The organism is Amycolatopsis heterodermiae, assembly GCF_034929455.1.
In the GTDB taxonomy this organism is placed as follows: domain Bacteria; phylum Actinomycetota; class Actinomycetes; order Mycobacteriales; family Pseudonocardiaceae; genus Amycolatopsis; species Amycolatopsis heterodermiae.
Map to the genome: position 1 here is coordinate 903,256 of NZ_JAYFSI010000002.1, position 24,073 is coordinate 927,328.

Annotated in this window: 26 protein-coding genes and 1 pseudogene; 13 read left to right on the top strand and 14 right to left on the bottom strand. The window is 72.3% G+C overall.

Annotation, left to right across the window (positions count from 1 at the left end; translation table 11 throughout):
• Positions 1 to 170: 170 nt before the first annotated feature.
• The 6 genes from VA596_RS14505 to VA596_RS14530 all read right to left on the bottom strand — a co-directional run bounded on the left by VA596_RS14505 (position 171) and on the right by VA596_RS14530 (position 5,142).
• The gene (locus VA596_RS14505; protein ID WP_323327176.1) at positions 171 to 1,478 is read right to left on the bottom strand and encodes an FAD-dependent oxidoreductase; all 1,308 of its coding nucleotides are present in this window, start codon (positions 1,476 to 1,478) and stop codon (positions 171 to 173) included.
• A 24-nt stretch (positions 1,479 to 1,502) separates the two neighbouring features.
• Positions 1,503 to 2,162 (bottom strand): DUF6875 domain-containing protein, encoded by a 660-nt coding sequence (locus tag VA596_RS14510; RefSeq protein ID WP_323327178.1) that lies wholly within the window; start codon positions 2,160 to 2,162, stop codon positions 1,503 to 1,505.
• Positions 2,152 to 3,522, bottom strand: coding sequence for an FAD-binding oxidoreductase (locus tag VA596_RS14515; protein ID WP_323327179.1), 1,371 nt, complete (start codon positions 3,520 to 3,522; stop codon positions 2,152 to 2,154). The genes VA596_RS14510 and VA596_RS14515 overlap by 11 nt, the downstream gene beginning before the upstream one ends.
• Positions 3,523 to 3,846, bottom strand: coding sequence for a hypothetical protein (locus VA596_RS14520; RefSeq protein ID WP_323327181.1), 324 nt, complete (start codon positions 3,844 to 3,846; stop codon positions 3,523 to 3,525).
• A gap of 4 nt (positions 3,847 to 3,850) precedes the next feature.
• A complete protein-coding gene (locus VA596_RS14525) occupies positions 3,851 to 4,249 on the bottom strand; it encodes a cupin domain-containing protein (protein ID WP_323327183.1) in 399 nt (132 codons plus the stop codon).
• A 122-nt stretch (positions 4,250 to 4,371) separates the two neighbouring features.
• Positions 4,372 to 5,142 carry a response regulator transcription factor gene (locus VA596_RS14530; RefSeq protein WP_323327186.1) on the bottom strand — a complete coding sequence of 257 codons (771 nt, stop codon included), beginning with the start codon at positions 5,140 to 5,142 and terminating at the stop codon, positions 4,372 to 4,374.
• 198 nt (positions 5,143 to 5,340) lie between these two features.
• On the opposite strand from VA596_RS14530, the gene VA596_RS14535 reads away from it, so the two are divergent.
• On the top strand, positions 5,341 to 5,592 hold the full coding sequence (locus VA596_RS14535) for a DUF4287 domain-containing protein (protein ID WP_323327188.1): 252 nt from the start codon (positions 5,341 to 5,343) through the stop codon (positions 5,590 to 5,592).
• A gap of 22 nt (positions 5,593 to 5,614) precedes the next feature.
• Here the strand turns inward: VA596_RS14535 and VA596_RS14540 are convergent, their stop codons facing one another.
• The 3 genes from VA596_RS14540 to VA596_RS14550 all read right to left on the bottom strand — a co-directional run bounded on the left by VA596_RS14540 (position 5,615) and on the right by VA596_RS14550 (position 9,157).
• Positions 5,615 to 6,376, bottom strand: a complete 762-nt coding sequence (locus tag VA596_RS14540) for an SDR family oxidoreductase (protein WP_323327190.1) — start codon at positions 6,374 to 6,376, stop codon at positions 5,615 to 5,617.
• A 573-nt stretch (positions 6,377 to 6,949) separates the two neighbouring features.
• Positions 6,950 to 8,269 carry an MFS transporter gene (locus VA596_RS14545; protein ID WP_323327192.1) on the bottom strand — a complete coding sequence of 440 codons (1,320 nt, stop codon included), beginning with the start codon at positions 8,267 to 8,269 and terminating at the stop codon, positions 6,950 to 6,952.
• Positions 8,270 to 8,377: 108 nt separating this feature from the next.
• Positions 8,378 to 9,157 carry an NAD(P)-dependent oxidoreductase gene (locus tag VA596_RS14550; protein ID WP_323327194.1) on the bottom strand — a complete coding sequence of 260 codons (780 nt, stop codon included), beginning with the start codon at positions 9,155 to 9,157 and terminating at the stop codon, positions 8,378 to 8,380.
• 77 nt (positions 9,158 to 9,234) lie between these two features.
• On the opposite strand from VA596_RS14550, the gene VA596_RS14555 reads away from it, so the two are divergent.
• The 4 genes from VA596_RS14555 to VA596_RS14570 all read left to right on the top strand — a co-directional run bounded on the left by VA596_RS14555 (position 9,235) and on the right by VA596_RS14570 (position 12,781).
• Complete coding sequence (locus tag VA596_RS14555) at positions 9,235 to 9,909, top strand: GntR family transcriptional regulator (protein WP_323327196.1); 675 nt, start codon at positions 9,235 to 9,237, stop codon at positions 9,907 to 9,909.
• A 148-nt stretch (positions 9,910 to 10,057) separates the two neighbouring features.
• Positions 10,058 to 10,762 (top strand): 4-carboxy-4-hydroxy-2-oxoadipate aldolase/oxaloacetate decarboxylase, encoded by a 705-nt coding sequence (locus tag VA596_RS14560; protein ID WP_323327198.1) that lies wholly within the window; start codon positions 10,058 to 10,060, stop codon positions 10,760 to 10,762.
• Positions 10,759 to 11,814 carry a 4-oxalomesaconate tautomerase gene (locus VA596_RS14565; RefSeq protein ID WP_323327200.1) on the top strand — a complete coding sequence of 352 codons (1,056 nt, stop codon included), beginning with the start codon at positions 10,759 to 10,761 and terminating at the stop codon, positions 11,812 to 11,814. The genes VA596_RS14560 and VA596_RS14565 overlap by 4 nt, the downstream gene beginning before the upstream one ends.
• 10 nt (positions 11,815 to 11,824) lie before the next feature.
• Entirely contained in the window at positions 11,825 to 12,781 is a 957-nt protein-coding gene (locus VA596_RS14570; RefSeq protein WP_323327201.1) for a catechol 2,3-dioxygenase, read from the top strand.
• On the opposite strand, the gene VA596_RS14575 is transcribed toward VA596_RS14570, so the two are convergent.
• Positions 12,778 to 13,371 carry a hypothetical protein gene (locus VA596_RS14575; RefSeq protein ID WP_323327203.1) on the bottom strand — a complete coding sequence of 198 codons (594 nt, stop codon included), beginning with the start codon at positions 13,369 to 13,371 and terminating at the stop codon, positions 12,778 to 12,780. The two genes, VA596_RS14570 and VA596_RS14575, sit on opposite strands and share 4 nt — an antisense overlap.
• Before the next feature lie 33 nt (positions 13,372 to 13,404).
• On the opposite strand from VA596_RS14575, the gene VA596_RS14580 reads away from it, so the two are divergent.
• Both VA596_RS14580 and VA596_RS14585 read left to right on the top strand, forming a co-directional pair.
• Complete coding sequence (locus tag VA596_RS14580; protein WP_323327205.1) at positions 13,405 to 14,454, top strand: zinc-binding dehydrogenase; 1,050 nt, start codon at positions 13,405 to 13,407, stop codon at positions 14,452 to 14,454.
• Positions 14,455 to 14,622: 168 nt separating this feature from the next.
• A pseudogene (locus VA596_RS14585) lies at positions 14,623 to 14,826 on the top strand (response regulator transcription factor); the annotation flags it as partial.
• A gap of 108 nt (positions 14,827 to 14,934) precedes the next feature.
• Here VA596_RS14585 and VA596_RS14590 read toward each other — a convergent pair.
• Positions 14,935 to 16,416: an MFS transporter gene (locus tag VA596_RS14590; protein WP_323327207.1), complete on the bottom strand. Its 1,482-nt coding sequence runs from the start codon at positions 16,414 to 16,416 to the stop codon at positions 14,935 to 14,937.
• A gap of 125 nt (positions 16,417 to 16,541) precedes the next feature.
• Here VA596_RS14590 and VA596_RS14595 point away from each other — a divergent pair, with 125 nt between their 5' ends.
• From VA596_RS14595 to VA596_RS14610, 4 genes are read left to right on the top strand one after another with little or no spacing between them, the layout of a single operon-like run.
• A complete protein-coding gene (locus VA596_RS14595) occupies positions 16,542 to 17,714 on the top strand; it encodes a cytochrome P450 (protein ID WP_323327759.1) in 1,173 nt (390 codons plus the stop codon).
• Positions 17,711 to 18,358, top strand: coding sequence for a TetR/AcrR family transcriptional regulator (locus VA596_RS14600; RefSeq protein WP_323327209.1), 648 nt, complete (start codon positions 17,711 to 17,713; stop codon positions 18,356 to 18,358). Before VA596_RS14595 ends, VA596_RS14600 begins: the two co-directional genes overlap by 4 nt.
• Positions 18,358 to 18,549: a ferredoxin gene (locus VA596_RS14605; protein ID WP_323327211.1), complete on the top strand. Its 192-nt coding sequence runs from the start codon at positions 18,358 to 18,360 to the stop codon at positions 18,547 to 18,549. Before VA596_RS14600 ends, VA596_RS14605 begins: the two co-directional genes overlap by 1 nt.
• A gap of 25 nt (positions 18,550 to 18,574) precedes the next feature.
• A complete protein-coding gene (locus tag VA596_RS14610; RefSeq protein WP_323327213.1) occupies positions 18,575 to 19,783 on the top strand; it encodes a cytochrome P450 in 1,209 nt (402 codons plus the stop codon).
• On the opposite strand, the gene VA596_RS14615 is transcribed toward VA596_RS14610, so the two are convergent.
• Positions 19,773 to 20,375 (bottom strand): GNAT family N-acetyltransferase, encoded by a 603-nt coding sequence (locus tag VA596_RS14615; RefSeq protein ID WP_323327215.1) that lies wholly within the window; start codon positions 20,373 to 20,375, stop codon positions 19,773 to 19,775. The genes VA596_RS14610 and VA596_RS14615 overlap by 11 nt on opposite strands.
• 21 nt (positions 20,376 to 20,396) lie before the next feature.
• On the bottom strand, positions 20,397 to 21,053 hold the full coding sequence (lexA, locus tag VA596_RS14620; RefSeq protein WP_323327217.1) for a transcriptional repressor LexA: 657 nt from the start codon (positions 21,051 to 21,053) through the stop codon (positions 20,397 to 20,399).
• Positions 21,054 to 21,291: 238 nt separating this feature from the next.
• Here lexA and VA596_RS14625 point away from each other — a divergent pair, with 238 nt between their 5' ends.
• Both VA596_RS14625 and VA596_RS14630 read left to right on the top strand, forming a co-directional pair.
• The gene (locus tag VA596_RS14625; protein WP_323327219.1) at positions 21,292 to 21,810 is read left to right on the top strand and encodes a lytic polysaccharide monooxygenase auxiliary activity family 9 protein; all 519 of its coding nucleotides are present in this window, start codon (positions 21,292 to 21,294) and stop codon (positions 21,808 to 21,810) included.
• Between the two features lie 186 nt (positions 21,811 to 21,996).
• The gene (locus tag VA596_RS14630) at positions 21,997 to 22,599 is read left to right on the top strand and encodes a GNAT family N-acetyltransferase (RefSeq protein ID WP_323327221.1); all 603 of its coding nucleotides are present in this window, start codon (positions 21,997 to 21,999) and stop codon (positions 22,597 to 22,599) included.
• Here the strand turns inward: VA596_RS14630 and VA596_RS14635 are convergent.
• Entirely contained in the window at positions 22,548 to 23,984 is a 1,437-nt protein-coding gene (locus tag VA596_RS14635) for a flavin monoamine oxidase family protein (RefSeq protein ID WP_323327223.1), read from the bottom strand. The two genes, VA596_RS14630 and VA596_RS14635, sit on opposite strands and share 52 nt — an antisense overlap.
• Between the last annotated feature and the right edge of the window lie 89 nt (positions 23,985 to 24,073).

The following is a 24,073-nucleotide window of genomic DNA, read 5'->3' on the forward strand; positions in this document are numbered from 1 at the left end:
TGTAGGCCATGGATGTGCGGCGGCAGCCGCGCGAACCCGGCGGATCCGAGTCCGCCGTCCGTTCCGTGTGACGACGCCGAATGTCCAGCGCTGTCGACGGTCGGCAGCGGGTGGCGGTCAAACGAACGCCCGGCGGAAGGAAGTCCGCCGGGCGTTCCGAGCAAGTCCGTTCAGGACAGCCGCTTCCGCAGCAAAGCCGTGCCGATAGCCGCGAGACCGACCACCCCCAGCCCCCGTAGCAGCCGGTGCTGCCGCGCCGCCCGGCGCTGGGCCTGGGCGTACGGGATCGTCGTGTTGGTCACCATCGCGTGCAGGGGCATCCAGCGCTTCCCCGACACCCGCTCCAAAGCCACGTCCAGGGCCTTCTCCACCCGGACCGCCGGGGAGCGGACCGTGTCCCGTAGTTCCGCGAAGTTGCGGCGGGACATCTCGGCCAGCGCGTCCGTGTTCGGCTTGCGCCGGGCGTAGTACCGCTCGAACGCCACGCCCGGGTCGTCCGGGTGCGCGCGCAGGCTGCTCACCAGCTCGCGGCAGTCCTCGAACGCCGCGTTCATGCCCTGGGCCAGGAACGGGAACACCGCGTGGCACGCGTCGCCGACCAGGACCACCTTGTCCTCGTGGTGCCACGGTGTCGTGCGCGTCGTGACCAGGTTCATCGTCGGGCGGTCGAAGAACCACGTGCCGATGTCCGGGACCAGCTCCAGCAGGTCCGGGAACAGGTCGCGGAACAGCCGTTCGACGTCGCCCGCTTCGCGCAGGGTCTCGAAGCTGCGCGGGCCGCGGAACGGCAGGACGCACGAGCAGGTGAACGAGCCGTCGCGGTTGGGGTGGGCGAACATCATCGTGTCGCCGCGCGGCCACAGGTGGAAGACGTCCGGGTCCATCCGGAACCCGCCGTCCGGCCGGGCCGGGATGTGCAGCTCGCGCCAGCCCCAGTCGAGGAACTCCTGCGTGTAGCCGGCGCGCTCGTCGCGCTGCAGGAAGCGGCGGACGGCCGAGTAGACGCCGTCCGCGCCGACCAGGACGTCCGCCTTCGCGGTCAGCCCCTTGCCGGTGGTCTGGTCGACGAAGTACGCGGTCGCGGTGTCCTTCTCGATGCCGGTGCACCGCGCCTCGAAGACGAACCGGACGCCCGGGACCTTCGCGGCCGCGTCGACGAGCAGCGCGCCGAGGTCGCTACGCTGGATGGCCAGGATGCCGCCGTCGCCGTACGTCGAGAACCGCGTGCCGCCTTCGCGGTCGTGCAGCAGCCGGCCCCGCATCGGCATGACGAGTGCGTCCACTTCGGACCGGAGCCCGGCGTGCCCGAGCGCGTCGAGGCCGCGGCGGGAGAGGCCGAGGTTCATCGACGACCCCTCACCGGACGCGACCCGCGGGTCCGGGCGGAGGTCGTAGACGGTGACCGTGTGGCCTTCGCGGGCGAGTGAAAGCGCGAGGAAGGCGCCGGCCATGCCGGCGCCCACGATGGTGAACTCCATGCGTACCCCTTCCGGGCGAAAGTGTCAGGGCGTGCGGACGGCGTCGCGGCGCTCCGTCAGCCGCCGGACGAGCTGGTCGCGGATGCGGGGCGGGATGTCCGGGGCGAACCGCCGCAGGTAGCTCTCGGCGTGCACCTCGGAGTCCATCAGGAACGGCAGGTCGAACACGACGAGCTTGCGGATGGCCAGCAGCGGCACCGGCGCGCGCAGCGCCTTGAAGTGCGGGTTCCACAGTCCCGGCTGGTCGCACGCCGGGTGGAACTGGCCGATCATCACGCCGTCGGCCACGAACCGGTCCTTCGCCCGCGCCTGCACGGCGTCGAGCGCGGCCGAGCTGAGCGGGTCGAGGTGCGGCAGCACGAGCAGGATGGTGAGCAGCTCGCGGTCCTGGCCGTCGATCTCGGCCGCGAGCTTCTCGTACCAGGACCGCAGGCTCTCGACGGCCTCGGCGATGTCGGCGCCACCGGCGTCGGTGAGGGCGGCGAGGTGGAAGAGTCCTCTGTGGAGGGACGGCTGGGTGTACGGGCACACCGGGCCGCTGCGGCCGAGCCCGGGGTTCGACGTCACGAGGTAACGCCGGGCCCAGGCCAGGATCTCGGCCACGGGCGCGTGCTGCGCCGGCGGCACCTGGCCGTCGTCGACCTCGGCGGCGGTCCAGATGTGGACCCGGTCGTCACCGATCATCGCGGCCGATGCCCTGTTCGAAGGCGAAGAGCCCGTCCGGGTCCAGCCGCCGCTTGATCTCCAGCAGCCGCGGGTAGTTGGCGCCGTAGTACGCCGTGCGCCAGTCCGCGCGGTCGGGGTCGGTGAAGTTCAGGTACGCCCCGCCGGAGGTGTAGGGCGCCAGCGCTTCCTGCAGGCCGGTGAGCCAGCCGAGGTTGGCGCGGACGACGCCGGGTTCGTCGTGCTCGTCCCAGGAGGTGTCCATGGACAGCAGGAACCGCGCGTCCCGGTGCGGGAACGCGGTGTCCGCCGCCGGGACGCGGTTGACCTCGCCGCCCCAGGAGAACAGGGCCGCGCCGCCGCCGTCCGGGTTGCCGCTGCCGGGCCACCGTTCGAGCCACGAGAGCAGCGTCGCCACGGCGTCGTCCGGCAGCGCCTCCCGGGTGAACGCCGTCCGCGTCGCGAACGCGCCCGCGGCGGTCTCGTGCCGCAGGAAGTCCTTGGCCTCCCAGAAGGTCCGGTCGTCGACGTCGCACCGGAACGGGCGGGCCACCGCCAGCACCGGGTCGAGGATCTCCCGCAGCTCGGCGGCCGGGCCCAGGTGCTGCCCGATGGCCGAGACGACGGTGCCGTCCCCGGTCGTGGCGACGCCGATCCGCGCGGCGAACTCGTCGGGCGCGGTCCGGACGGTCTCCTGCAGTACGGAGAACACCTTCGGCGCGTCGGCGACGTGCCAGAGCAGCAGGTAGGTGGAGCAGTCCCGGACCGGGCGGGCGCGGAACGTCAGCGACGTCGTGACCCCGAAGTTCCCGCCCCCGCCGCCGCGGCACGCCCAGAACAGGTCGGCGTTCTCCCGCGCGTCGCAGCGCACGACCTCGCCGTCGGCGGTGACCAGGGTGGTCGCGACGAGCGCGTCGGCGGTGAGCCCGAACTTGCGTGACGTGGCGCCGTTGCCGCCGCCGAGCGTCAGGCCCGCGATCCCGACCGAATCCCCGTTGCCCAGCGCGAAAGCCATCTCGTGCGGCTGCAGCGCGGTGTACACATCGGACATCAGCGCGCCGCCCGCGGCCGTGACCAGCCCGGTCTCGCCGTCGGCGGTCACCGCGTTCAGCGCGCCGACGTCGAGGACCAGCCCGGTCCCGGTCGAGTACCCGGCGAAGCTGTGCCCGCCCCCGCGGATGCTGACGCCGGTGCCGGTGTCGCGGGCCCAGGCGAGGGTCCGCCGGACGTCCTCGACGCCGGTCACGGCGACGCCGCCGGCCGGCACGGTCCCGGCGAACCGCCGGTTGAACGGCGTCCCCGGGCCGGGCTGCCCCGGCGCGAACACCGGGCCGGTCACGGCGCCGGCCAGGTGCCGCCAGTCCGCCTCGGTCGCGGTCACTCAGGTCACCTCTTCGAGGTAGGAGACGCCGGTCGCCGCGTGCGGGCCGTAGCGCTCCCACACCTCACGCAGCCGGACCCGGCCGTCTTCGGTCACTTCCGGGGTGTTGACGGTGTGCCCGCTGATGATCTCCCCGCCCGCGAGCACGATGGTGTATCCCAAGTGGAGGGTCCCGTCCGCGGCGCGCGTGCCGGCGGTCGAGCCGCGCAGCACCTCACCGCCGGCGAACTCCGACCACACGACGTCGCCGTCCTGCCGGTACACGGTGACCGGGTGGGACTCGCTGCCCGTCTTGCGGAACTTCTTCCCGTCGTAGTCCAGCACCGGCTCAGCCCGCCTCGGCCGGCGTCGCCTGCCGCGCGAGGAACTCCTCCGACATCGAGGTGTCCCACCAAATCGCGTAGTACGAAACGTCCTCGTCGGTTTCGTTGACGACCTGGTGCGCCAGCCCGGGCGGCAGGAAGACCAGGTCTCCGGCGGCGATTTCGTACCGCTTCCCGCCCCCGCGCACCTCGGCCCGCCCGGACATGACGAAGAAGATCTCGCGGTCCTCGTGGGCGTGTTCGAGCGCGACGTCACCGGGCCGCAGCACGCACCAGGCGCCGCGGAAGGGCGCCGCCACGCCGTCCCACGGCAGCAGCAGCTTGAGGTCGAGGCCGTCCATGCGGTGCAGGTGCTCGGGTTCCCGCTTCCGGATGGTCACGACGGCAGGTTCGAGGTCGGTCACGTCCCACTCCGATCGGTGGTGGCTCAGGCTCGGGCTCAAAAGCTGAGCCGAGGCTAAAATCGGCCGGTTCCCGCGGGATAGGGGAGCGGTTCCCGTCCGCCGGGGAATCGGTCCCGTGCGGTTCAGCCGCGGCCGAGCCCGGCGTCGCGCGCCATCACGATCACCCGCGCGCGGTCGGCCGTGCCGAGCTTCGTGAAGATCGCCGAGACGCGGTTGCTGATCGTCTTGGGCGCCAGGGCGAGCTCCCGCGCGATGGCCGGGTTCGACTTGCCGGCGGCGATGCGGTCGAGCACTTCCCGTTCCCGCGCGGTGAGTTGCGCGAACGGGTAGGGGTCGAGGGTGCTCGCCGGGCGCATCCACGCGCCGAGCCGGCCGGCGATCGCCTTGCCGATGATGGCCTGGCCCGCCGCCACGGCCTGCACGCCGCGCACGATCTCCTCCGTGCCGGCGTCCTTGCCGAGGAAACCCCGCGCGCCGGCGTGGAAGGCGGACGTGATCGCGCGGTCGTCGTCGACCTCGCTGAAGACGAGCACGGCGGTCCCGGGCGCGGTGCGCGCGACCCGGCTGATGACGTCGATCCCGTCTTCGCCGCCGAGCTGCACGTCGATGACGAGCACGTCCGGCCGCAGCCGGGTGGTCTCCGCGAGCGCCCCGGCGGCGGTGGCCGCCTCGCCGACGACCGTGACCGCGCCGGAGCGCTCCAGCATCGACCGGACCCCGCGGCGCACCGCGGGCCGGGTGTCGGCGAGCACCACGGTCGGTGCCGCGACATCGGGCACCGCGTCGATGTCGGCCGCGTGCAACCTGCCCCGCGGGTCCGGCATCCAGGTGATTTCGCCCGCGTTCGCCTGCTGCTCCACGTTTTCCCCCAGCACCCCTCGGCCCCGCCCCATCCGGGGACCGGCGAAGCTTCGCAGTCACCGTCGACAATCCGGTTGCAGTCCGTCGACATCGTGATGACAGCGGATTATTGACAAAAAAAGTTGTCGGTGGGACGGTGGCAGCACGCGAGACGCACCGGGGAACCGCCGGTGCGGACGGCCCGGAACAGCCGGATCGTCACCATCGGACCTCGAAAACCGGGAGCAGTCATGTCCTTTCAGGCCTACCTCGACAACGCGGAGAAGCAGACCGGGATCACTCCGCGTGGTTTTCTCGATCTGGCGTCCGGCAAGAACCTGACGAAGCACGGCGAAATCGTCACGTGGCTCAAGACCGAGCACGGCCTCGGTCACGGGCACGCGACCGCGATCGCCCGGCTCGTCACGAAGGGGCCGGAGTTCGTCGCCGAGCACCACACCGAGGGCGTCCTGCACCTCGACGGCGTCGCCGCCCGGGGCTGATCGCCCTGGGCGGCACGGCGGCTCAGGCCGGGGCCATCGGGCCGAGGTAGGTGCCGCCGGAGACGTCGAGGGTGCGGCCGGTGATCCAGCGGCCGCCCGGGCCCGCGAGGAAGCCGACCACGTCGGCGACGTCCTCGGGCTCGCCGATCCGGCCCAGCGCGGTCATCGACGTCAGGCCCGCCGCCGCTTCGGGAATGGCCAGCATCGGGGCGGTCAGGTCGGTCCGGATCGGGCCGGGCGCGACGGTGTTCACCGTGATCCCGCGGTGGCCGAGGTCGTTGGCCAGCGTCGGGGCGAGCGCTTCGACCGCCGCTTTGCTGACGGTGTAGGCGATCTGGCTCGACACGGCGATCCGCGAGGCCATCGAGCCGACGGTGACGATCCGGCCGCCGTCGTTCAGCAGCGGCAGCAGCCGCCGGATCAGCAGCATCGGCGTCTTCACGTTGACGGTCAGCAGCCGGTCCAATTCGTCCTCGGTCAGCTGGGCGAGCGTGCTGTGCGAGCCGATGCCGGCGTTGTTGACCAGGACGTCCAGCCCGCGGTCGCCGAACGCGGCTTCGACCGCGCTCGCCAGCGCGTCGACGGCACCGGCGTCCCCGAACCGGGCGGCGACGGCGAAGGCGCGGCCGCCGGCGTCCTCGATCATCGTCACGGTCTCCTTGGCCGCGACCTCGTTGCCCCCGTGGTGCACGGCGACGACGGCCCCGTCGGCGGCCAGGCGGAGGGCGATCGCCCGTCCGATGCCGCGCGAACCCCCGGTCACCAGTGCGGTCTTCTCGGTCATGTCGGGCTCCTCCGGTCGGTGCCGGGCCGTGGCGACCCGGCGACGACCGAAGGTTTCCGCGCCCCGCTGACCGGACGCGCACCACACACGAACCGGCTCGCGGGTGGCGGTTCACGGCAGTGTCCGGAGAGCCCGCCCGGCCTCGCCCCGCGCTAGGCTCCCGGCGCGAGGATGCCGCCCGGCCGCGCCTCGAAGAGCACGCCGAGCCGAATACCTCCGCCGCAGGCAGCGGTTCCTGCGCGCTGGGTCCTGTGGGCGACGTGAAGCCGAGTGCGGGCAACCCGCTCGGTGGGAGGATTCCGCTCAGCCGTGTCCCGGAGACCGCGGCGGGCCGGGCCCGCCCGGCGCGAGATGCCGCCCGGCCACGCCCGAAGACCACGCCGAGCCGAACAGCCCCGCAGCAGGCAGCGGTTTCATGCGCGCTGGGTCCTGTGGGCGGGGTGAAGCCGAGTGCGGGCAACCCGCTCGGCGGGAGGATTCCGCGCAGCCGTGTCCCGGAGACCGCGGCGGGCCGGGCCCGTCCGGCCACGCCCCGAAAGCCCGTACCGAGCCGGACACCCCCGCGGGCCGCGGTCACGCGTGCTGGGTCCTGCGGGGCAGCACAACAGGTTTCGGCAGCCGGCGAACCAGGGACACCATCACCGCACCCAGCAGTCCGGCCAGGGCGAAGACCCCGAAGCCCAGCGCGGACAGCCCGCCCGCCACCAGGATCCCGCCCAGCCACGGGCCGAAGACCGCGCCGAGCCTGCCGACCCCGGACACCCAGCCGAGCGCGGTGGCGCGGCTGTCGGCGGGGTAGTAGGCGCCGACGCTCGCGTAGATCAGCGTCTGCGCGCTGAACAGCCAGCCGCCGGTGAGGAACACGACCACGTACGTCACCAGGAGCGGCATCTTCAGCGCGAGCAGGCCGACGCCGGCCGCGGTGAGCGCGAACCACGTGATCGCGACCGGCCGCGACCCGAACCGGTCGGCCAGCCGCCCGGCCACCAGCATGCCCGCGATGCCGCCGACGTTGATCACCAGCAGGAAGCTGATCGCCGAGCCGAGGTTGTAGCCGTTGGCGCGCATCATGGTCGGCAGCCAGGTGTTGACGCCGTAGACCAGCAGCAGCCCGGCGAACGACGCGACCCAGAACAGCAGCGTCGTCGCCCGGACCGACGGCGCGAACAGCCCGCGCAGCCCGCCGCGGCGTCCGGGGTCGGGCTCGGGGGCGAACGCATCGAGCGGCACCGAGAACCGGTCGGCGATCGCCCGCGCCCGCTCGGTCTTTCCCTTGGCCAGCAGGAAAGTCAGCGACTCCGGCAGCAGCACCGCGACCACCGGCAGCACGACGACGATCGGCACCGCGCCGATCCAGTACACCGAGCGCCAGCCGAGCGACTCGACGATCACCATGCCCAGCGCGCCGGCGAGCGCGCCGCCGGCCTGGTGGGCCGTCATCACCACGGTGACGGCGAGGTTCCTCCGCCACGGCGGCGCGTACTCCATGACCATGGCGATCGCCGACGGCAGCAGCCCGCCGAGCCCGACCCCGGCCACGAACCGCGCGCCCCCGAAGAACCCGACGCTCGGGGCCAGCGCGCACGCGGCCGAAGCGAAGGAGAACAGGACGACGCCGGTGAGGATGATCTTCCGGCGCCCGATCCGGTCGGTGACGACACCCGAGGCCAGCGCGCCGAGCATCATGCCGAAGGTGGTCAGGCTGCCGATCGTGCCACCGGTGACGGCGGTCAGGCCGAACCCCCGGTCGGCGAGCACGCCGGGCAGCGTCGCGCCGTAGACGAACAGGTCGAGGCCGTCGAGCAGGACGAGCACCCAGCAGAGCGCGGTCACCCGGACCGACAGGCGGCTCGAAGCGGTTTCGGCGGCGGGGGAGAGTTCCGGTGCGGACATCGATGTCCCTCTCGTCCGGAGATGGGGCGAAGGGTCCCGAAGTTACATCCGCTGAGATATTGGCCACAAGATTCGCAGCATAATTGTTCACAATGTGGCCGACATGGCCTAACGGCCGCCCGGTTCCTTCGACAACTTCGCGAGCTGGTCCCGCGCCGCGCCCGCGACGTCCGACGGGACGCCCAGGTCGTCGAGCATCTCCGCGGCGGCCGCCATCTCGGCCGTGCGGCGGACCGCGTGGGTGTAGGACCCGGTGACCAGCCGCTCCACGGTGGACGCGTTCGCGGCGGTCAGCTCGTCGGTGATCAGCTGCCGCAGCCAGTCCTCGCACCCCGCCGCCCGCGCGGCCTGCAGGGCCTCGACCACCGCCGCCGACATGCCCTTGAAGAACACGCTGCGCAGCAGCTTCCGCTCGGCCGCCAGCCCGGCCTCGCCCGGCATGACGTCCACCGCCGCGCCGAAGCCGTTGAGCACCGCGGCCACCTCGGCGGCCGCGGTGCCCGTGGCGAGCATCGGCACCCGCAGCCCGCGGCCCGGCACCGGCGCCATGATCGCCACGTCCGCGAACCCGGCGCCGTGCGCGGCCGCGAGGGTGGCCAGCCGGCGCTTCGTCCCGGGTGACGCCGTGTTCAGGTCCGCCCAGAGCGCGTCCGGCGCCAGCCCGGCGAGACCGGCGGCGACCGCGTCGTAGGCGGCGGACGCGCTGTTCACGCTCAGTACGACGTCCGCGCCCGTCGCCGCTTCGGCCTCCGAGCCGGTGGCGACGATCCCCTCCGGCGCGGGCGCGGCGGGGTCGTAACCCCGGACGACGGCGCCGGCCGCCGCCAGGTCGCGGGCGAGCGCGCCGCCCGCTTCGCCGAGCCCCAATACCGCGATGGTTCCGCGCATAGCACAATCCTCTCCAGGCACCTACGATCAAGTGAACGATCTGCACGACAAAATTGTCAACAAACAGGGGTGGGAGTATGGCGGAGACTGCCGCCGACCAGCGGCCGGGGGAACGATCCGTGGTGGCCGCGATCCGCGACGCCATCGTCCGCGGCGAGTTCGTCCCCAACCAGCGGCTGGTCGAGGCCGATCTGTCCGCCCAGTTCGCGGCGAGCCGCGCCAGCGTGCGGTCCGCGCTCATCGAGCTCACCAACGAAGGCCTGGTCGAGCGGGTGCAGAACCGCGGCGCGCGGGTGCGCGCGGTCTCGCTGGAGGAGGCCGTCGAGATCTCCGAAGTGCGGATGATGCTCGAGGCGCTGTGCGCGGCGAAGGCCGCCGAGCGCATCACCGACACCGAGATCGCCGAACTGCGCGAGCTGGGGGAGGCGATGCGAGCCGCCGTGTCGAGCGGTGACGTCGTCGGCTACTCCGGGCTCAACCAGCGGCTGCACCGCCGGGTCCGCGAGATCGGCGGGCAGCGCACCGCCGAGCAGGTGCTCGAACGGCTGCGCGGGCAGAGCGTCCGCCACCAGTTCCGCCTCGCCATGCGCCCCGGCCGGCCGCAGGTCTCGCTGCCCGAGCACCTGGCGATCATCGACGCGGTCTGCGCCCACCACCCGGTCGAGGCCGCCGAAGCCGCGCGGGTCCACCTGCAGAGCGTCATCGAAGCCCTGCGCGAAGCCGACGCGGCCGAGGTGTCCCACCTGCGCTGACTGCGGGGCACGCCGGTGCCGGAACGGACGACACGCGTACCCCGGCGGACGACACGCGTACCTGGATGGACGACACGGCATCGAGCGCACCGACCACTTGTCGCCAAGATTGTTGACAATTTCGTCGGTGCTCTCTAGCGTCGACGGCATGAAACCGGTCATCGTCACGAACCCGCCCCGCGCCGACGTCGGGCAGGTGACCCGGCTGGCGGAGTACGGCGTGGCCACGGTGCACGAGGCGCTCGGCCGCACCGGCCTGCTCGGCCCGCACCTGCGGCCGATCCAGGACGGCGCGCGGATCGGCGGCACGGCCGTCACGGCGCTGTGCTGGCCCGGGGACAACCTGATGATCCACGCGGCCGTCGAGCAGTGCCGGGAGGGTGACGTCCTGGTCGTCACCACGACTTCGCCGTCGCAGGACGGCCTCTTCGGCGAGCTGTTCGCCACCGCGCTGCGCCACCGCGGCGTGCGCGGGCTGGTCACCACCACCGGCGTCCGCGACGTCGCCGAACTGCGCGAGCTGGGTTTCCCCGTGTGGTCGGCCGCGGTCAGCGCGCAGGGCACGGTCAAGGCGACGGCCGGCGCGGTCAACGTCCCGGTCGTCGTGGGCGGCCAGACCGTCCACCCCGGTGACGCCATCCTGGCCGACGACGACGGTGTGCTGCGCGTCCGGCGCCAGGACGTCGAAGAGGGCTTGATGGCTTCTCAGGCCCGGCTGGAGAAGGAAGCCGCCGCGCGCGAGGCGTTCGCCGGCGGCGAGCTCGGCCTCGACCGCTACGGCCTGCGCAAGACGCTCGACGCGCTGGGCGTCCGCTACCTCACCGCCGAGGAGTACGAAAAGGAGCAGGGATGACCGGCGTGCGCTGCATGCTCATGCGCGGGGGCACGTCGAAGGGCGCCTACTTCCTCGCCGAAGACCTCCCCGCCGACCCGGGCGAACGCGACGACCTTCTGCTGCGGATCATGGGCACCCCGGACCCGCGCCAGATCGACGGCGTCGGCGGCGCGCAGCTCGTCACCAGCAAGGTCGCGATCGTCTCCCCGCCGGGCGGTCCCGACCGCGACGTCGACTACCTCTTCCTGCAGCTCGGGGTCGACGAGCCGACCGTGTCCGACCGGCAGACCTGCGGGAACCTGCTCGCCGGGGTCGGCCAGTTCGCCGTCGAGCGCGGCCTGGTGCCCGCCGGCGGCGAGCGCACGACCGTCCGGGTGCTCCTGGTCAACACCGGCGCGATCGCGGTCTCGACGTTCGCCACTCCCGGCGGCGAGGTCGACTACGCCGGAACACTCGCCATCTCCGGCGTGCCCGGCACGGCCGCGCCCGTCGAGCTGGACTTCACCGAGACCGAAGGCTCGGTCACCGGAAGTCTTTTGCCCACCGGAAACATCCGGGACAACGTCGGTGGCATCGAAGTGTCCTGTGTGGACAACGGGATGCCGGTCGTCGTGGCCCGCGCCGCCGATTTCGGCGTCACCGGCTACGAACCGGTCGAGGAGCTGACCGGCCTCGGCGATCGCGTCGACGCCCTGCGCGTCGAAGCCGGCAAGCTCATGGGCCTCGGCGACGTGAGTGGCAGCTCCGTCCCGAAGACGACGCTCGTCGCGGCTCCGCGCGACGGCGGCGCCATCGCCACCCAGACGTTCATCCCGGTCAAGCCGCACCCGTCGATCGGCGTGCTGGGCGGGGTCAGCGTCGTGACGGCGCTGCTGCTCGACGGCGCGGTCGGCCACGAGCTGCTGGTCCGCCCGCCCGCCGGGGAGCCGATCGAGGTCGAGCACCCCAGCGGCACGCTGGGTGTCGGCGTCGAGTTCGACACGACGTCGGGGACGCCGCGGGTGGCCCGCTCGACGGTGTTCCGCACCGCGCGGAAGTTGTTCGACGGCATCGTCTTCCCCCGTTCCTGAGGAGCCCGCCATGCCCGATCCCTCGCCCCGCCACGAGATCGCGCACCTCGGTCACGTCGAGCTGTTCACCCCGGAACCCGCGCGCAGCCTGGACTTCTTCGTCCGCGTCCTCGGCCTGACCGAGAACGGCACCGACGGCGACTCGGTCTACCTGCGCACGTGGGACGACTACGAGCACCACAGCCTCAAGCTCACCGCCGCGAAGACGTCCGGCGTCGGGCGCACGGCGTTGCGCACGACGAGCGCGGAGGCGCTGGAACGGCGGGTGAAGGCCCTCGAAGAGCGCGGCCTCGGCGTCGGCTGGGTCGACGGGGACACCGGCATCGGGCCGACCTACCTGTTCCACGACCCCGACGGCCACGAGCTGGAGATCTACTGGGAAACCGAGCGCTACCGGCCGCCCGAGCACCTGCGCCCGGCGCTGAAGAACCAGGCGCAGGCCTACCCGGGCCGCGGGGTCGGCGTCCGGCGCCTCGATCACGTCAACTACCTCGCGCAGGACGCGGCGGCCAACGGGCAGTTCGTCTGTGACGCGCTCGGCGGCCGGGTCACCGAACAGATCCGGCTCGACAACGGCGTGATTTCCGGGCAGTGGACGCACTTCGCGCAGAAGTCGTACGACCTCGTGTACACCACGGACTGGACGCGCTCGACCGGGCGGCTGCACCACATCGCGTTCGCCACCGACACCCGCGAGGACATCCTGCGCGCGGCCGACATCGCCTTGGACAACGACGTCCACATCGAGACCGGCCCGCACAAGCACGCGATCCAGCAGACGTTCTTCCTCTACGTCTACGAGCCCGGCGGCAACCGGATCGAGCTGTGCAACCCGGCCGCCCGGCTGATCTTCGCGCCGGACTGGGAGCCGGTCACCTGGACCGAGGCCGAACGGGCCAAGGGGCAGGCGTGGGGGCTGAAGACGATCGAGTCGTTCCACACCCACGGCACCCCGCCGGTGGTCTAGTCCTTGGCGGGTTCCTCCGGTTCGGCGTCGGCCTCGTCGCCGTGGGCCAAGGTGCGCAGCGAGGAGAACAGGCTGATGCGGCGCATGTCCATCAGCTGCCAGCCGCGGGCGATCCCGAAGGCCAGGTCGCCGATCAGCACGTAGTACAGCGTGCGCAGCGGGTCCCAGTTGCCCGGTTCGGTGAGGAGCCGGACGCCGGCGTAGATCTCGAAGCCCGCGATCACCAGCAGGGCCGACGCCATGCGCAGCGAGCTCCAGTGCCCGCGCCGGTGCCGCACCGCCGTGACGATCGACCGGGTCGCCGCCGCGTCGAACACCAGGATGCCCACCCCGGACGCGACCGCCCACCCGCCCGGTGTGCTGCCGGGCACCAGGATCATCAGCGACAGCACCAGCGCGTTGGTGAACAGCAGCATCGCCGCGGACGCGCGCGTGTGGTACTCGGCGTGCGTCGTCGTCCGGTGGACGCGGTCGGGGGACACCGAGACGGCCACGAACAGCAGGCCGATCAGCGCGCCGCTCGCGCCGGCGACGGCGATCGCGAACTCGTGGTACTCGTCGGGGATGCCCATCGGCGCAACGTACTTCATCGGGAGGTCCCGCGCGCGGGCGATCTTTGTGGTGTGATCGAAGGCATGGGCGACACGATGCTGGCGGGCCGGCTGGATCTGGACAAACGGGAGTTCGGCGTCGAAGAGGTGCCGATCCCGGTGCCAGGGCCGGGGGAGGTGCGGATCGCGGTCGCCGCGGCCGGCGTCTGCCTGTCCGATCTGCACCTCATCGACGGCACGCTGCCCGGCACCGGCCGGGTCACCCTCGGCCACGAGGTCTCGGGCACGATCGAGGCGCTCGGCCCGGACGTGCCGGAGCACCTCACCACCGGCCTGCGCGTGACGCTGCAGGCCGGCCAGTCCTGCGACGTCTGCGACCGCTGCCTGCGGCGCCTGCCGTGCCGGCGCCTGAGGGTGCGCGGGGTGCACTACGACGGCGGCTGGGCGGAGTACGCGCTCGCCCGGGCCGACACGGTCGTCCCGATCCCGGACGACCTCCCGTTCGACCAGGCGGCGATCATCCCGGACGCGGTGTCGACGCCGTACGCGGCGGTCGTCGCGACGGCCCGGGTCCGCCCGGCGAGCTCGGCGGGCGTGTGGGGCGCTGGCGGCCTCGGCGTCCACGGCCTGCAGGTGCTGCGCCTCGCGGGCGCGGCCCCGATCGTCGCGATCGACCCGCTGCCGGCGGCCCGCGAGCGGGCGCTGTCGTTCGGCGCGGACTTCGCGCTAGACCCGGCCGCGGCGGACTTCGGCGAGCGGATCGGCGCGTGGACCGACGGCCGCGGCCTGGATTTCGCGTTCGACTTCGCGGGCTACGCGGCGGTGCGCGAGCAGGCGGCCGGCGTCCTCGCCGCGCACGGCGCGATGGTGCTGACCGGGCTCACCGATGCCCCGCTGCACCTGCCGGACAGCACCGGCCTGAGCGTGCGCGGCCAGCGGATCCTCGGGCACTTCGGCTCGTCGGGGGAGCACGTGCTCGAGCTGGTCACGCTCGCCCGCTACGGCCGGCTCGACCTGTCCCGCTCGATCAGCGCGCACATCCCCCTGGCGGAGGCCGACCGCGCGGTGAAGCAGCTGGCCGAGAAGTCGGGCAACCCGATCCGGCTGATCCTGGTGCCGTGACGAGAGTCCCATGTGGACGGTGCGCGTTCGACGGTTTCGACGTCCGGGCGCGCGCTGTTCGGGATGAGGTGTAACGGCGGGCGTGCACGCGCCGATGTCGGGTCTGTGAGTCTGCGTGAAGCACCCGTCATCGGCAAACACTGGCCTGTCACGACGAAGGTCCCGATGACCGGCCGCGAGACCGAGATCCTCGACCTGATCGGCGAGGGCCTGCGCAACCCGGAGATCGCCGCCCGGCTGGTGATCAGTGAGGCAACGGTGAAGACGCACATCAACAACCTCTTCGCCAAGGCAGGCTTCCACAACCGGGCCGACGCGGTGCACTACGCGGTCAGCACGGCCGAGCCAGGTCGCTACGCACGCGCCGACTGACCGGCTCGGCTTTGGCGGACATCGCGGGCACACCAAAGAACCCGCTGTGCGCGGGCATTCTGGTCGGCCGAGACCGCCGCGACGGATGAGCGTCGCGGCGGCTCCGGCTCAGCTTCCGGCCACCGCCGCGGGTTCCGGCTTCCGGGTCACCGAAACGGCCGGAACATGGCGGGGCAGGAACGCCGCGATGGACAACGCGATCAGCGCCGCGCCCGAGCCCATCGCCAGCACCACGCGGAAACCGCTCTGTGCGGGCAGCACCACCGGTCCGAAGTGGACGGTCAGCTGGGCGAGCACCAAACCCGCCGTCGCGCTCGAGATCGACGTGCCGATCGAACGCATCAGCGTGTTCAAGCTGTTTGCCGCCGCCGTTTCCGACACCGGGACCGCCGCCATCACCAGGCCCGGCATCGCGCCGTAGGCGAGGCCGATGCCGCCGCCGATGACGCACGAGATCAGGACCAGGTGCCAGACCTGGCTCATCAGCACGATGCCGATCGCGTACCCGATGGCGACGACGACCGCGCCGAGCATCAGCGTCGTCTTCGGGCCGCGCGTGCGGGAGATCCGCGCGGACACCGGCGCGAGCGCCATCATCACCAGGCCGGACGGCGCCATCACCAGGCCGACCACCAGCATCGACCGGCCGAGGCCGTAGCCGGTGGCCGCCGGCAGCTGCAGCAGCTGGGGCAGGACCAGCGACATCGCGAACATCGCGAAGCCGAACACCGCGGACGCGAGGTTGGTCAGCAGCACCTGGCGCCGCGCGGTGGTGCGCAGGTCGACCAGCGGCTGCCGGGTCCGCAGCTCCCACCGGCCCCACAGCAGGAGCACGACGACCGCGGCGGCGAACAGGCCGAGCGTCGCCGCGCTGCCCCAGCCCCAGTCGGCGCCCTTGGAGATGGCCAGCAGCAGGCACACCAGGGCGATCGACAGCCCGGCCGCGCCCGGCACGTCGAAGCGGCCGCCGGTGCGCACCGGCGACTCGGGCACCAGCGCGACGACGAGTCCGGTGACGACCAGGCCGAGCCCGGCCGACGTCCAGAACAGCACGTGCCAGTCCGCGTGCTCGGCCAGCAGCGCCGCCGCGGGCAGGCCCAGCGCGCCGCCGACGCCGAGGGACGCGCTCATCAGCGCCGTCGCCGAGCCGAGCCGTTCGGCCGGGAGCTCGTCGCGCATGATGCTGATCCCGAGCGGGATGACGCCCGCCGCGAGGCCCTGCAGCGTCCGCCCGGCGACCATCGGCACCAGGGTGTCCGACAACGCGCCGATCGCGGAGCCGGCGACCAGCGCACCGAGGCTGATCAGCAGCATCCGCCGCTTGCCGTACATGTCGCCGAGGCGGCCGACCGTCGGCGTCGCGACCGCGCCCGCCAGCAGCGTCGCCGTGATGGCCCAGGTCGCGTCGGAGGCGGACGCGTGCAGCAGTCCGGGCAGCGCCGGGATCAGGGGGATCACGAGCGTCTGCATCAGCGAGACGACGATGCCGGCGAACGCGAGGACGCCCACGACGAGGCTCGCTCTCGGCGCTGTTTCCCCGGCGGGAGCGGAAGTTCTGGACACGGGGGATCCTCCAACGGGGGGACGCATCGGGCGTTCGGGTCGAATTAAATCAACCGCTTGACTTAGCCTAGCAGCCTTCGGTTGACTGCTGACGAACTGACGGCCCACCACGAGGAGGATGCACGGTGACCGACGAGGTCCTGAGCTATCCGATGCCCGCGCCCGCGGCGCTGGAACCGCCCGCCGAGTGGGAGCGCCTGCGCCGGCAGTGCCCCGTCGCCGCCGTCCGGCTGCCCAGCGGCGACCAGGCGTCCCTGCTGACCCGCTACGACGACGTCAAGCAGGTGCTGTCCGACCCGCGCTTCACCCGCCTGCTCAACGCCTCCGACGCCGCGCGCCTCACCGACTCCGACTCGGGCGGGGTGTTCAACAGCGAGATGGCGAACACGCTGCCGCAGGAGGGGGACGGCCACCAGCGCTGGCGCCGGATGATCGGCAAGTGGTTCACCGCCAAGCGGATGGCGGCGCTGCGCCCGGGTGTCGTCGCGATGGCCGAGCAGCTCGTCGACGAGATGGTCGCGTCGGGCGCGCCGGCCGACCTCAAGGCGGGCGTCGGGTTCCCGCTGCCCGTCTGGGTGATCTGCGACCTGCTCGGCGTGCCCGACGCCGACCGCGCGAAGTTCGCGCACTGGTCGGACAACCTGCTCAACCTGACGCGCTACACGCAGGCCGAGACCGACGCCGCCCAGGCCGAGTTCGGCGCCTACATGCTCGCCCACGTCACGGCCAAGCGCGCGGAGCCGGGTGACGACCTGCTCAGCGACCTGATCACCGGCGCCGCCGAGCCGCTGCCGGACGCGATCCTGGTGGCCACCGGCCAGGCGCTGCTCGTCGCCGGGCACGAGACGACGGCGAACATGATCGGCAAGATGCTCGGCCTGCTGCTGTCGGACCGGCGGCGCTGGGAGCAGCTGCTGGCCGACCCGTCGCTGGTCCGCACGGCGGTGGAGGAGGCGCTGCGGTTCGACGCCAACCCCGGCATCGGCATGCCCCGCTACCTCGGCGAAGAGGTCGAGCTCGGCGGGGAGGTGCTGCCGCGCGGCACCACCGTGCTGTGCAGCATGGCGGCGGCCAACCGCGACGAAGGCGCGTTCGACACCGCCGGCGAGATGGACCTGACCCGCAGCCCCAACCCGCACCTGGCCTTCGGCGCGGGCTCGCACTCGTGCCTCGGCCAGGCCCTCGCGCGCACCGAGCTGCAGGTCGTCCTGGAAGTGCTGGTGCGCAAGCTGCCGTCGCTCGCGCTCGCCGTCGAGCCGGGGGAGCTGCGGCGCGTCGAAGGCCTCGCCGTCGGCGGCCTGCGCGAGCTGCCGGTGCGGTGGTGAAGACCGCCCGCGCGGACGCCACCCGCGAGCGGATCCTGACGACCGCCGAGCGGCTGTTCGCCGAACACGGCGTCTACGCGGTGTCCAACCGGCAGATCAGCGAGGCCGCCGGGCAGGGCAACAACACCGCGGTCGGGTACCACTTCGGCGCCAAGGCCGACCTGGTCCGCGCGATCGCCCGGCGGCACACCGAGGAGATCGAGGTGACCCGGACGCGGATGGTCGCCGAGGTGCCCGCCGGCGCGCCGGTGCGGGCCTGGGTCGCGTGCCTGGTCCGCCCGGTGACCGACCACCTGGGCGCGCTGCCCGGCCCGACGTGGTTCGCCCGGTTCGGCGCGCAGGTCATGACGGACCCCGCGCTGCGCGGGATCATGGTCGAAGAGGCGCTGGCCGTCCCGTCGCTGCACCGGACCCTGCGCGGCCTCCACGGCTGCCTGCCCGCCCTGCCCGCCGACGTACGGGCCGAGCGTGCGGACATGGCGCGTCAGCTGATGGTCCACACCTGCGCCGAACGCGAGCGAGCGTTGGCCGAAGGAACTCCCACCCCGCGAGCCGACTGGCACGCCGCCGGGACCGGCCTGATCGACGCGCTCGTCGGTCTCTGGCTCGCCCCGGTCACCACCACGGATGAAGGAGAACGTTGATGAAGGTAGCCGTCGACACCGAAAAGTGCTGCGGCGCGGGAACTTGCGTGATGCTCGCCCCGGACGTGTTCGACCAGGGCGAGGACGACGGCATCGTCGTCCTCCTTGAGGAGCACCCCGGCGAGGAGCTGCACACCACGGTCCGCGAAGCCGCGAACGTCTGCCCGGCCGGGGCCATCTCACTCTCGTGACCCGCGTCCACTGTGGAGGAACCGCATGACCAGCACCCTCGGCATCCCCGAGTTCCCGATGACCCGCGCCGCGGGCTGCCCGTTCGACCCGCCGCCCGCCGCGCGCGCGTTGCAGGAGGAAGCCCCGCTCAAGCGGGTGAAACTGTGGGACGGCAGCACCCCGTGGCTCGTGACCCGCTACGCCGAGCAGCGCGCGCTGCTGGCCGACCCGCGGATCAGCGCCGACATCTCCCGGCCCGGCTACCCGAGCCCCGCGCCGCTGCCGAAGGGCGGGAGCAGCGGCATCAGCTTCATCCTGATGGACAACCCGGAGCACGCGCGGCTGCGGCGGATGGTCACCGCGCCGTTCACCATCCGGCGCACCGAGCGGATGCGCCCGGCGGTGCAGAAGATCGTCGACGACCGGATCGACGCGCTGCTGGCCGGCCCCAACCCGGCCGACCTCGTCGAGGCGTTCGCGCTGCCGGTGCCGTCGCTGGTGATCTGCGAGCTGCTCGGCGTGCCGTATGCCGACCACGACTTCTTCCAGGAGAACAGCAAGGTCATCATCCGGCGGGACGCGAAGCCCGAGGAACGCGCCGCCGGGCACCAGGCGCTCATCGGCTACCTGGACGAGCTGATGGGCCAGAAGCTGGCCGAACCGGCCGACGACCTGCTCTCGGGGCTCGCCACGCGCGTCAACGCGGGGGAGCTGACCCGGGTGGAGGCGGCCCAGATGGGCGTCCTGCTGCTCATCGCCGGGCACGAGACCACGGCGAACATGATCGCACTCGGCACGCTGGCGCTGCTGGAGCACCCGGACCAGCTGAAGCTGCTGCGGGAGAACGATGATCCCGCGCTGGTCAAGTCGGCGGTCGAGGAACTGTTGCGCTACCTGAACATCACGCACAACGGACGCCGCCGCCTCGCACTGGAGGACATCGAGATCGCCGGCGAGACCGTGCGCGCGGGCGAGGGCCTGATCATGGCGAACGACATCGCCAACCGCGACCCGGACGTCTTCCCGGAAGGCGACCGCCTCGACCTGAACCGCGACGCGCACCGCCACATCGCGTTCGGGTTCGGCGTCCACCAGTGCCTCGGCCAGCCGCTGGCCCGGCTGGAGCTGCAGGTCGTGTACAGCACGCTGTACCGCCGGATCCCGACGCTGGCGCTGGCCACCGAGGTCGGCAAGGTCCCGTTCAAGCACGACGGGTCGGTCTACGGCGTCTACGAGCTGCCCGTCACCTGGTGAGGTCGACGCGCATCACGAACCGCCGCGGGCTGGGGTGGGTGACCTGGGCGAACCCGGCGTCCTCGAAGACCTGCCGGGCGCCGACGTGCAGCTCGCCCCAGGTGACGGTCTTCCCGGGCTGGGTGACCATCGGGTACGCCTCGAGCGCGCGGGCGCCGCGTTCGCGCGCGAAGGCGACGGTGGCGCGGGCCAGGGGATAGGTGAGGCCACGGCCGCGGAAGCCCTTGCGGACGACGAGGCAGGTGACGGCCCAGACGTCCGGGTCGTCCTTGTCCTCGTCGCGGCCCTTCCACGGGATCCGTGAGGTCCGCAGCTTCGGGAAGGCGGTCCGCGGCTCGACCGCGGCCCAGCCCGCGGGTTCCCCGGCCAGGTAGGCGACGAGCCCGCTGGTGGGGCCCGGGGTGCCGCAGCCGGTCTGCGCCTCCTGGGCGGCGAGGCGTTCGTCCAGGGTGGAGTCGCGCCAGATCCACTCGGTGACCTTGAAGCGCTGGCACCGGCACCGCCGGGCGTCACCGCTGTCGAAGATCCGCTCCACGTCGGCCCAGGAGGCCTCGTTGGCCGGCACGATCCGGACGTCGTCGGACGGGTCCATGCCCGCCATCATGGCCGGTGGTCAGAAGCTGCGCAGCACCGAGACGACCGTGCCGAGGATGACCGCGCGGTCGCCGTCGATGACGTCGTAGGCCGGGTTGCGGGGCTCGAGGTAGACGTGGCCGTCGCGGCGGCGGTAGACCTTGACCGTCGCCTCCTCGTCGATCATCGCGGCGACGATCTGGCCCGAGTGCGCCTCCGACTGCTGCTTGACCACGACGATGTCGCCGTCGCAGATGGCGGCGTCGATCATCGAGTCGCCGCGGACGCGCAGGCCGAAGACGGTGCCGCGGCCGGTGAGGTCGCGCGGCAGGTTCAGCACGTCGTCGACGTGCTCCTGGGCCGCGATCGGGGTGCCGGCCGCGATGTCGCCGACCACCGGCACGGCGACCGAGTCGCCGTCGGGCCGGGGCCCGTTGTCGCGCAGGAACGCGCGCACGTCGAGCTGGCGCGCGACCGAGCCGCCGCGGCTCAGGTAGCCCTTGTCCTCCAGCGCCGCCAGGTGCTTCGACACCGACGACGAGGACCGCAGCCCGACGATCTCCGCGATCTCCCGGCTGCTCGGCGAATACCCGTGGTGGACCACGCAGTCCCGGATCGCGACCAGGATCCGTTGCTGCCGCTCGGGCAGGGTGGTGGCGTCCAGGTGCTCGAACGGATCGACGTCGTAGGTGGTCACGGGCGCAATCCTAGGGGTAGGCGCTCCGCGCGCCGTCGCCCGGTCCGGCTCGCCACGATCGGGTGAGTCCCGCTCACCGGAACAGCAACCGATGGTTGGCGACTGACCAACATGAGCCGACACCTTGCGACCTGTTGACCAATGTCCGGTTTGGCTTTATGGTCTAGACCACAAATTTCCTTCGCTCGACCACTTCCCGGCGCGGTGGGAAGACGAGCCCGTCCCCGAAGGAGCTGGAATGAAAGCGAACCGCAAACTGGTCGCGGCCGCCGCGGGTGTGCTGCTGGCGCCGGTGCTGGTGCTGGTCAACCCCGCCGGTATCGCGAGTGCGCACGGCTACGTCAACTCTCCGGCCAGCCGGCAGGCGCAGTGCGCCCAGGGCACGGTGTCCTGCGGGGACATCAAGTACGAACCGCAGAGCGTCGAAGGCCCTAAGGGACTGACATCCTGTAATGGAGGCAACGCCCAGTTCGCCGAGCTGAACGACAACAACAAGGGCTGGAACGCCGCGCCGGTCGGCACCACGGTGACGTTCACCTGGACCTTCACCGCCCGCCACAGCACGGCCAGCTACGACTACTACATCGGCAGCGAGAAGGTCGCCAGCATCCCCGGCAACAACCAGCAGCCGCCGGAAACCGTTTCGCACCAAGTGGATCTGAGCGGCCACACCGGACGCCAGACGGTGCTGGCGGTGTGGAACATCGCCGACACGGCGAACGCGTTCTACTCCTGCATCGACCTGCAGGTGGGCTGAGCCCCGGGCCGCCCGGGGGCGCGCGGCTCCCGGGCGGCCCGGTCACCCCGCGCCGCCACACGGCTCGGCCGACCTGGTCGGGCCGCCCGGCGGTCCCGTCCCGAGCGGTCGCGACACCCTGCGCCGCCGCACGCCGTCGGCTACTCTGGCCGGTCCGAGCAGGACCCTTCCCGACCGGAGCGGACCATGGCGGACCTGCGGGTGAAACCGCTCGACGAAACGACCTGGCCGGACTTCGCCGCGCTCGTCGAGCGCAACAACGGCGTCTGGGGTGGCTGCTGGTGCATGGGCTTCCACGTCGAAGGCGTCGGCCGCGGCCACACGCCGGAGGGGAACCGCGCCGCGAAGGAAACCCGCGTGCGCGAAGGCCGGGCCCACGCCGCCCTGGTCTACGACGGTGACGACTGCGTCGGCTGGTGCCAGTTCGGGCCACCGGCGGAACTCCCGCGCATCAAGCACCGGCGGGCTTACGAGGCCGAAGCGGGAACGCCGCCGGACTGGCGGATCACCTGCTTCTACGTCGACAAGACCCGCCGCCGGGCCGGGGTCGCCGACGCCGCGCTCGGCGGCGCGCTGGCGGAGATCGCCCGGCTCGGCGGCGGGACCGTCGAGAGCTTCCCCGAGGACACCGAAGGCCGCAAGGTGTCCGCGTCCTTCCTCAACAACGGCACCCTCGCCCTCTTCGAGCGGCACGGTTTCACCCGCGACCGCCGGATCGGCAAGCACCACTGGGTGGTTCAGGCCACCGCCAGCTCCACGAAGGCCCGCACGCCGGACTCGAGCGCGTAGCTCATCGAACCGCCGTTGGGCTCGTAGCTGGTGTGCTCGCCGGCGAAGTGGATCCGTCCCTCGGGCGCGCGGATCGCGGGCATGAGCTTGCCGTGGCCGCGTTCGGGCAGCACGTACGAGCCCTCGATCCACGGCTGGTGGTCCCACGCCACGGAAAGGCCGAGCTCGTAGTGCTCGCGGGCGCCGGGGAACATCGTCTCGACGTGCCCCAGCACGAAGTTCAGGCGCTCCTCTTCGGACATCGCCGCCACCGCCTTCGACCGCCAGCCGGTCATCAGCACCTCGAGGATGCGGCGCGGGCCGGGCTGGCTCGCCGTCGCGTCGCGGACCCAGCGCACCGGGAGGTCGGTCGACACGCTCACGTTGTGCCCCTCCCAGAACTGCCGCCGCATCTGGAGGTAGACGCGCACGATCGACGAGTACCGCAGCCGCCGCATCACGTCGGTCTTCGCTTCCGAGAGCCGGGCGTGGCTGACGTCGACGTGGCGCATCGCGCTGAAGGGCACGGTGACGACGACCCGGTCCGCGGTCACCGTGGCGAGCCGGCCGTGGTCGAGGTAGGTGACCGTTACGGTGTCGTCGTCCTGTTCCAGCCGCACGACCGGGCTGCGGTACCGGATCCGGTCGCGCAGGCCGCCGGCGAAGGCCTGGGGGAGGACGTCGGTGCCGCCCGCGATCTTGCCCCAGCCGTCCACTTCGCCCAGCAGTGACCGGTGCCCGCTTTCGTGCCGCAACCACGACAACGCCGACGCCGAACGGAGATCACCGCCGCGCATCTCCAGGAACAGCGGCTCCATCAGGTCGATCGCCGCCTGCGACGCGCCCCGTCCGCGCAGCACCTCCTGCACCGACGCCCGGTCGAGGTGCTCCAATTCGGCGGCCGGCGCCCAGTCCGGGGCGGCCAGGTCGGGGCCGAGTTCTTCGGCCACCGCGGTCACGTACCGCTCGATCATGTCCGTGACGCTCATGCCGCGTTCGTGCTCGGCGAGCGGCAGTCCCGCCTCGGCCAGCGACGCCGGGTCGGCGCGCACGAACCGGCCGTTGACGAAGTAGGAGAAGTCCTGGTCCAGCAGGTCCGACCGGTCCAGCTCGACCCCGAGCAGCTTCCGGTAGTGCGTCACGTAGTCGCAGTGCGGGGTCACGGTCATCGCGCCGGCCTCGGCGCGCAGGCCGTCGGCGAACGGAGCGCGCAGCGTGAACGCGCGGCCGCCGGGGCGTTCGGACGCCTCCAGCACGGTGACGTCGCACCCGGCGCGGTGCAGTTCGTGCGCCGCGGCCAGCCCGGCGAGCCCGGCTCCGACGACGACCACCGACCGAGGTGGCGCCAGCCGGGGAAAACCGGCGTCGAGCTGCTGCCGTACTTCGGATCTCGTGAGTTCGCGCATCACTACCATGCTCCAGTCGCCCCCCAAAAATGATTGCTCCTGGGAAACCATGGTAAGCAGAGTCCGGGGTCGACTGTCAACGCTGGACG

Excerpts from the sequence above, each read along its gene's own strand:
- VA596_RS14505 (WP_323327176.1), bottom strand. The coding sequence starts at position 1,478 with ATGGAGTTCACCATCGTGGGCGCCGGCATGGCCGGCGCCTTCCTCGCG.
- VA596_RS14510 (WP_323327178.1), bottom strand. The coding sequence starts at position 2,162 with ATGATCGGTGACGACCGGGTCCACATCTGGACCGCCGCCGAGGTCGAC.
- VA596_RS14530 (WP_323327186.1), bottom strand. The coding sequence starts at position 5,142 with ATGGGGCGGGGCCGAGGGGTGCTGGGGGAAAACGTGGAGCAGCAGGCG.
- VA596_RS14535 (WP_323327188.1), top strand. The coding sequence starts at position 5,341 with ATGTCCTTTCAGGCCTACCTCGACAACGCGGAGAAGCAGACCGGGATC.
- VA596_RS14540 (WP_323327190.1), bottom strand. The coding sequence starts at position 6,376 with ATGACCGAGAAGACCGCACTGGTGACCGGGGGTTCGCGCGGCATCGGA.
- VA596_RS14545 (WP_323327192.1), bottom strand. The coding sequence starts at position 8,269 with ATGTCCGCACCGGAACTCTCCCCCGCCGCCGAAACCGCTTCGAGCCGC.
- VA596_RS14550 (WP_323327194.1), bottom strand. The coding sequence starts at position 9,157 with ATGCGCGGAACCATCGCGGTATTGGGGCTCGGCGAAGCGGGCGGCGCG.
- VA596_RS14555 (WP_323327196.1), top strand. The coding sequence starts at position 9,235 with ATGGCGGAGACTGCCGCCGACCAGCGGCCGGGGGAACGATCCGTGGTG.
- VA596_RS14560 (WP_323327198.1), top strand. The coding sequence starts at position 10,058 with ATGAAACCGGTCATCGTCACGAACCCGCCCCGCGCCGACGTCGGGCAG.
- VA596_RS14565 (WP_323327200.1), top strand. The coding sequence starts at position 10,759 with ATGACCGGCGTGCGCTGCATGCTCATGCGCGGGGGCACGTCGAAGGGC.
- VA596_RS14570 (WP_323327201.1), top strand. The coding sequence starts at position 11,825 with ATGCCCGATCCCTCGCCCCGCCACGAGATCGCGCACCTCGGTCACGTC.
- VA596_RS14575 (WP_323327203.1), bottom strand. The coding sequence starts at position 13,371 with ATGAAGTACGTTGCGCCGATGGGCATCCCCGACGAGTACCACGAGTTC.
- VA596_RS14590 (WP_323327207.1), bottom strand. The coding sequence starts at position 16,416 with ATGCGTCCCCCCGTTGGAGGATCCCCCGTGTCCAGAACTTCCGCTCCC.
- VA596_RS14595 (WP_323327759.1), top strand. The coding sequence starts at position 16,542 with ATGCCCGCGCCCGCGGCGCTGGAACCGCCCGCCGAGTGGGAGCGCCTG.
- VA596_RS14605 (WP_323327211.1), top strand. The coding sequence starts at position 18,358 with ATGAAGGTAGCCGTCGACACCGAAAAGTGCTGCGGCGCGGGAACTTGC.
- VA596_RS14610 (WP_323327213.1), top strand. The coding sequence starts at position 18,575 with ATGACCAGCACCCTCGGCATCCCCGAGTTCCCGATGACCCGCGCCGCG.
- VA596_RS14615 (WP_323327215.1), bottom strand. The coding sequence starts at position 20,375 with ATGGACCCGTCCGACGACGTCCGGATCGTGCCGGCCAACGAGGCCTCC.
- VA596_RS14625 (WP_323327219.1), top strand. The coding sequence starts at position 21,292 with ATGAAAGCGAACCGCAAACTGGTCGCGGCCGCCGCGGGTGTGCTGCTG.
- VA596_RS14630 (WP_323327221.1), top strand. The coding sequence starts at position 21,997 with ATGGCGGACCTGCGGGTGAAACCGCTCGACGAAACGACCTGGCCGGAC.
- VA596_RS14635 (WP_323327223.1), bottom strand. The coding sequence starts at position 23,984 with ATGCGCGAACTCACGAGATCCGAAGTACGGCAGCAGCTCGACGCCGGT.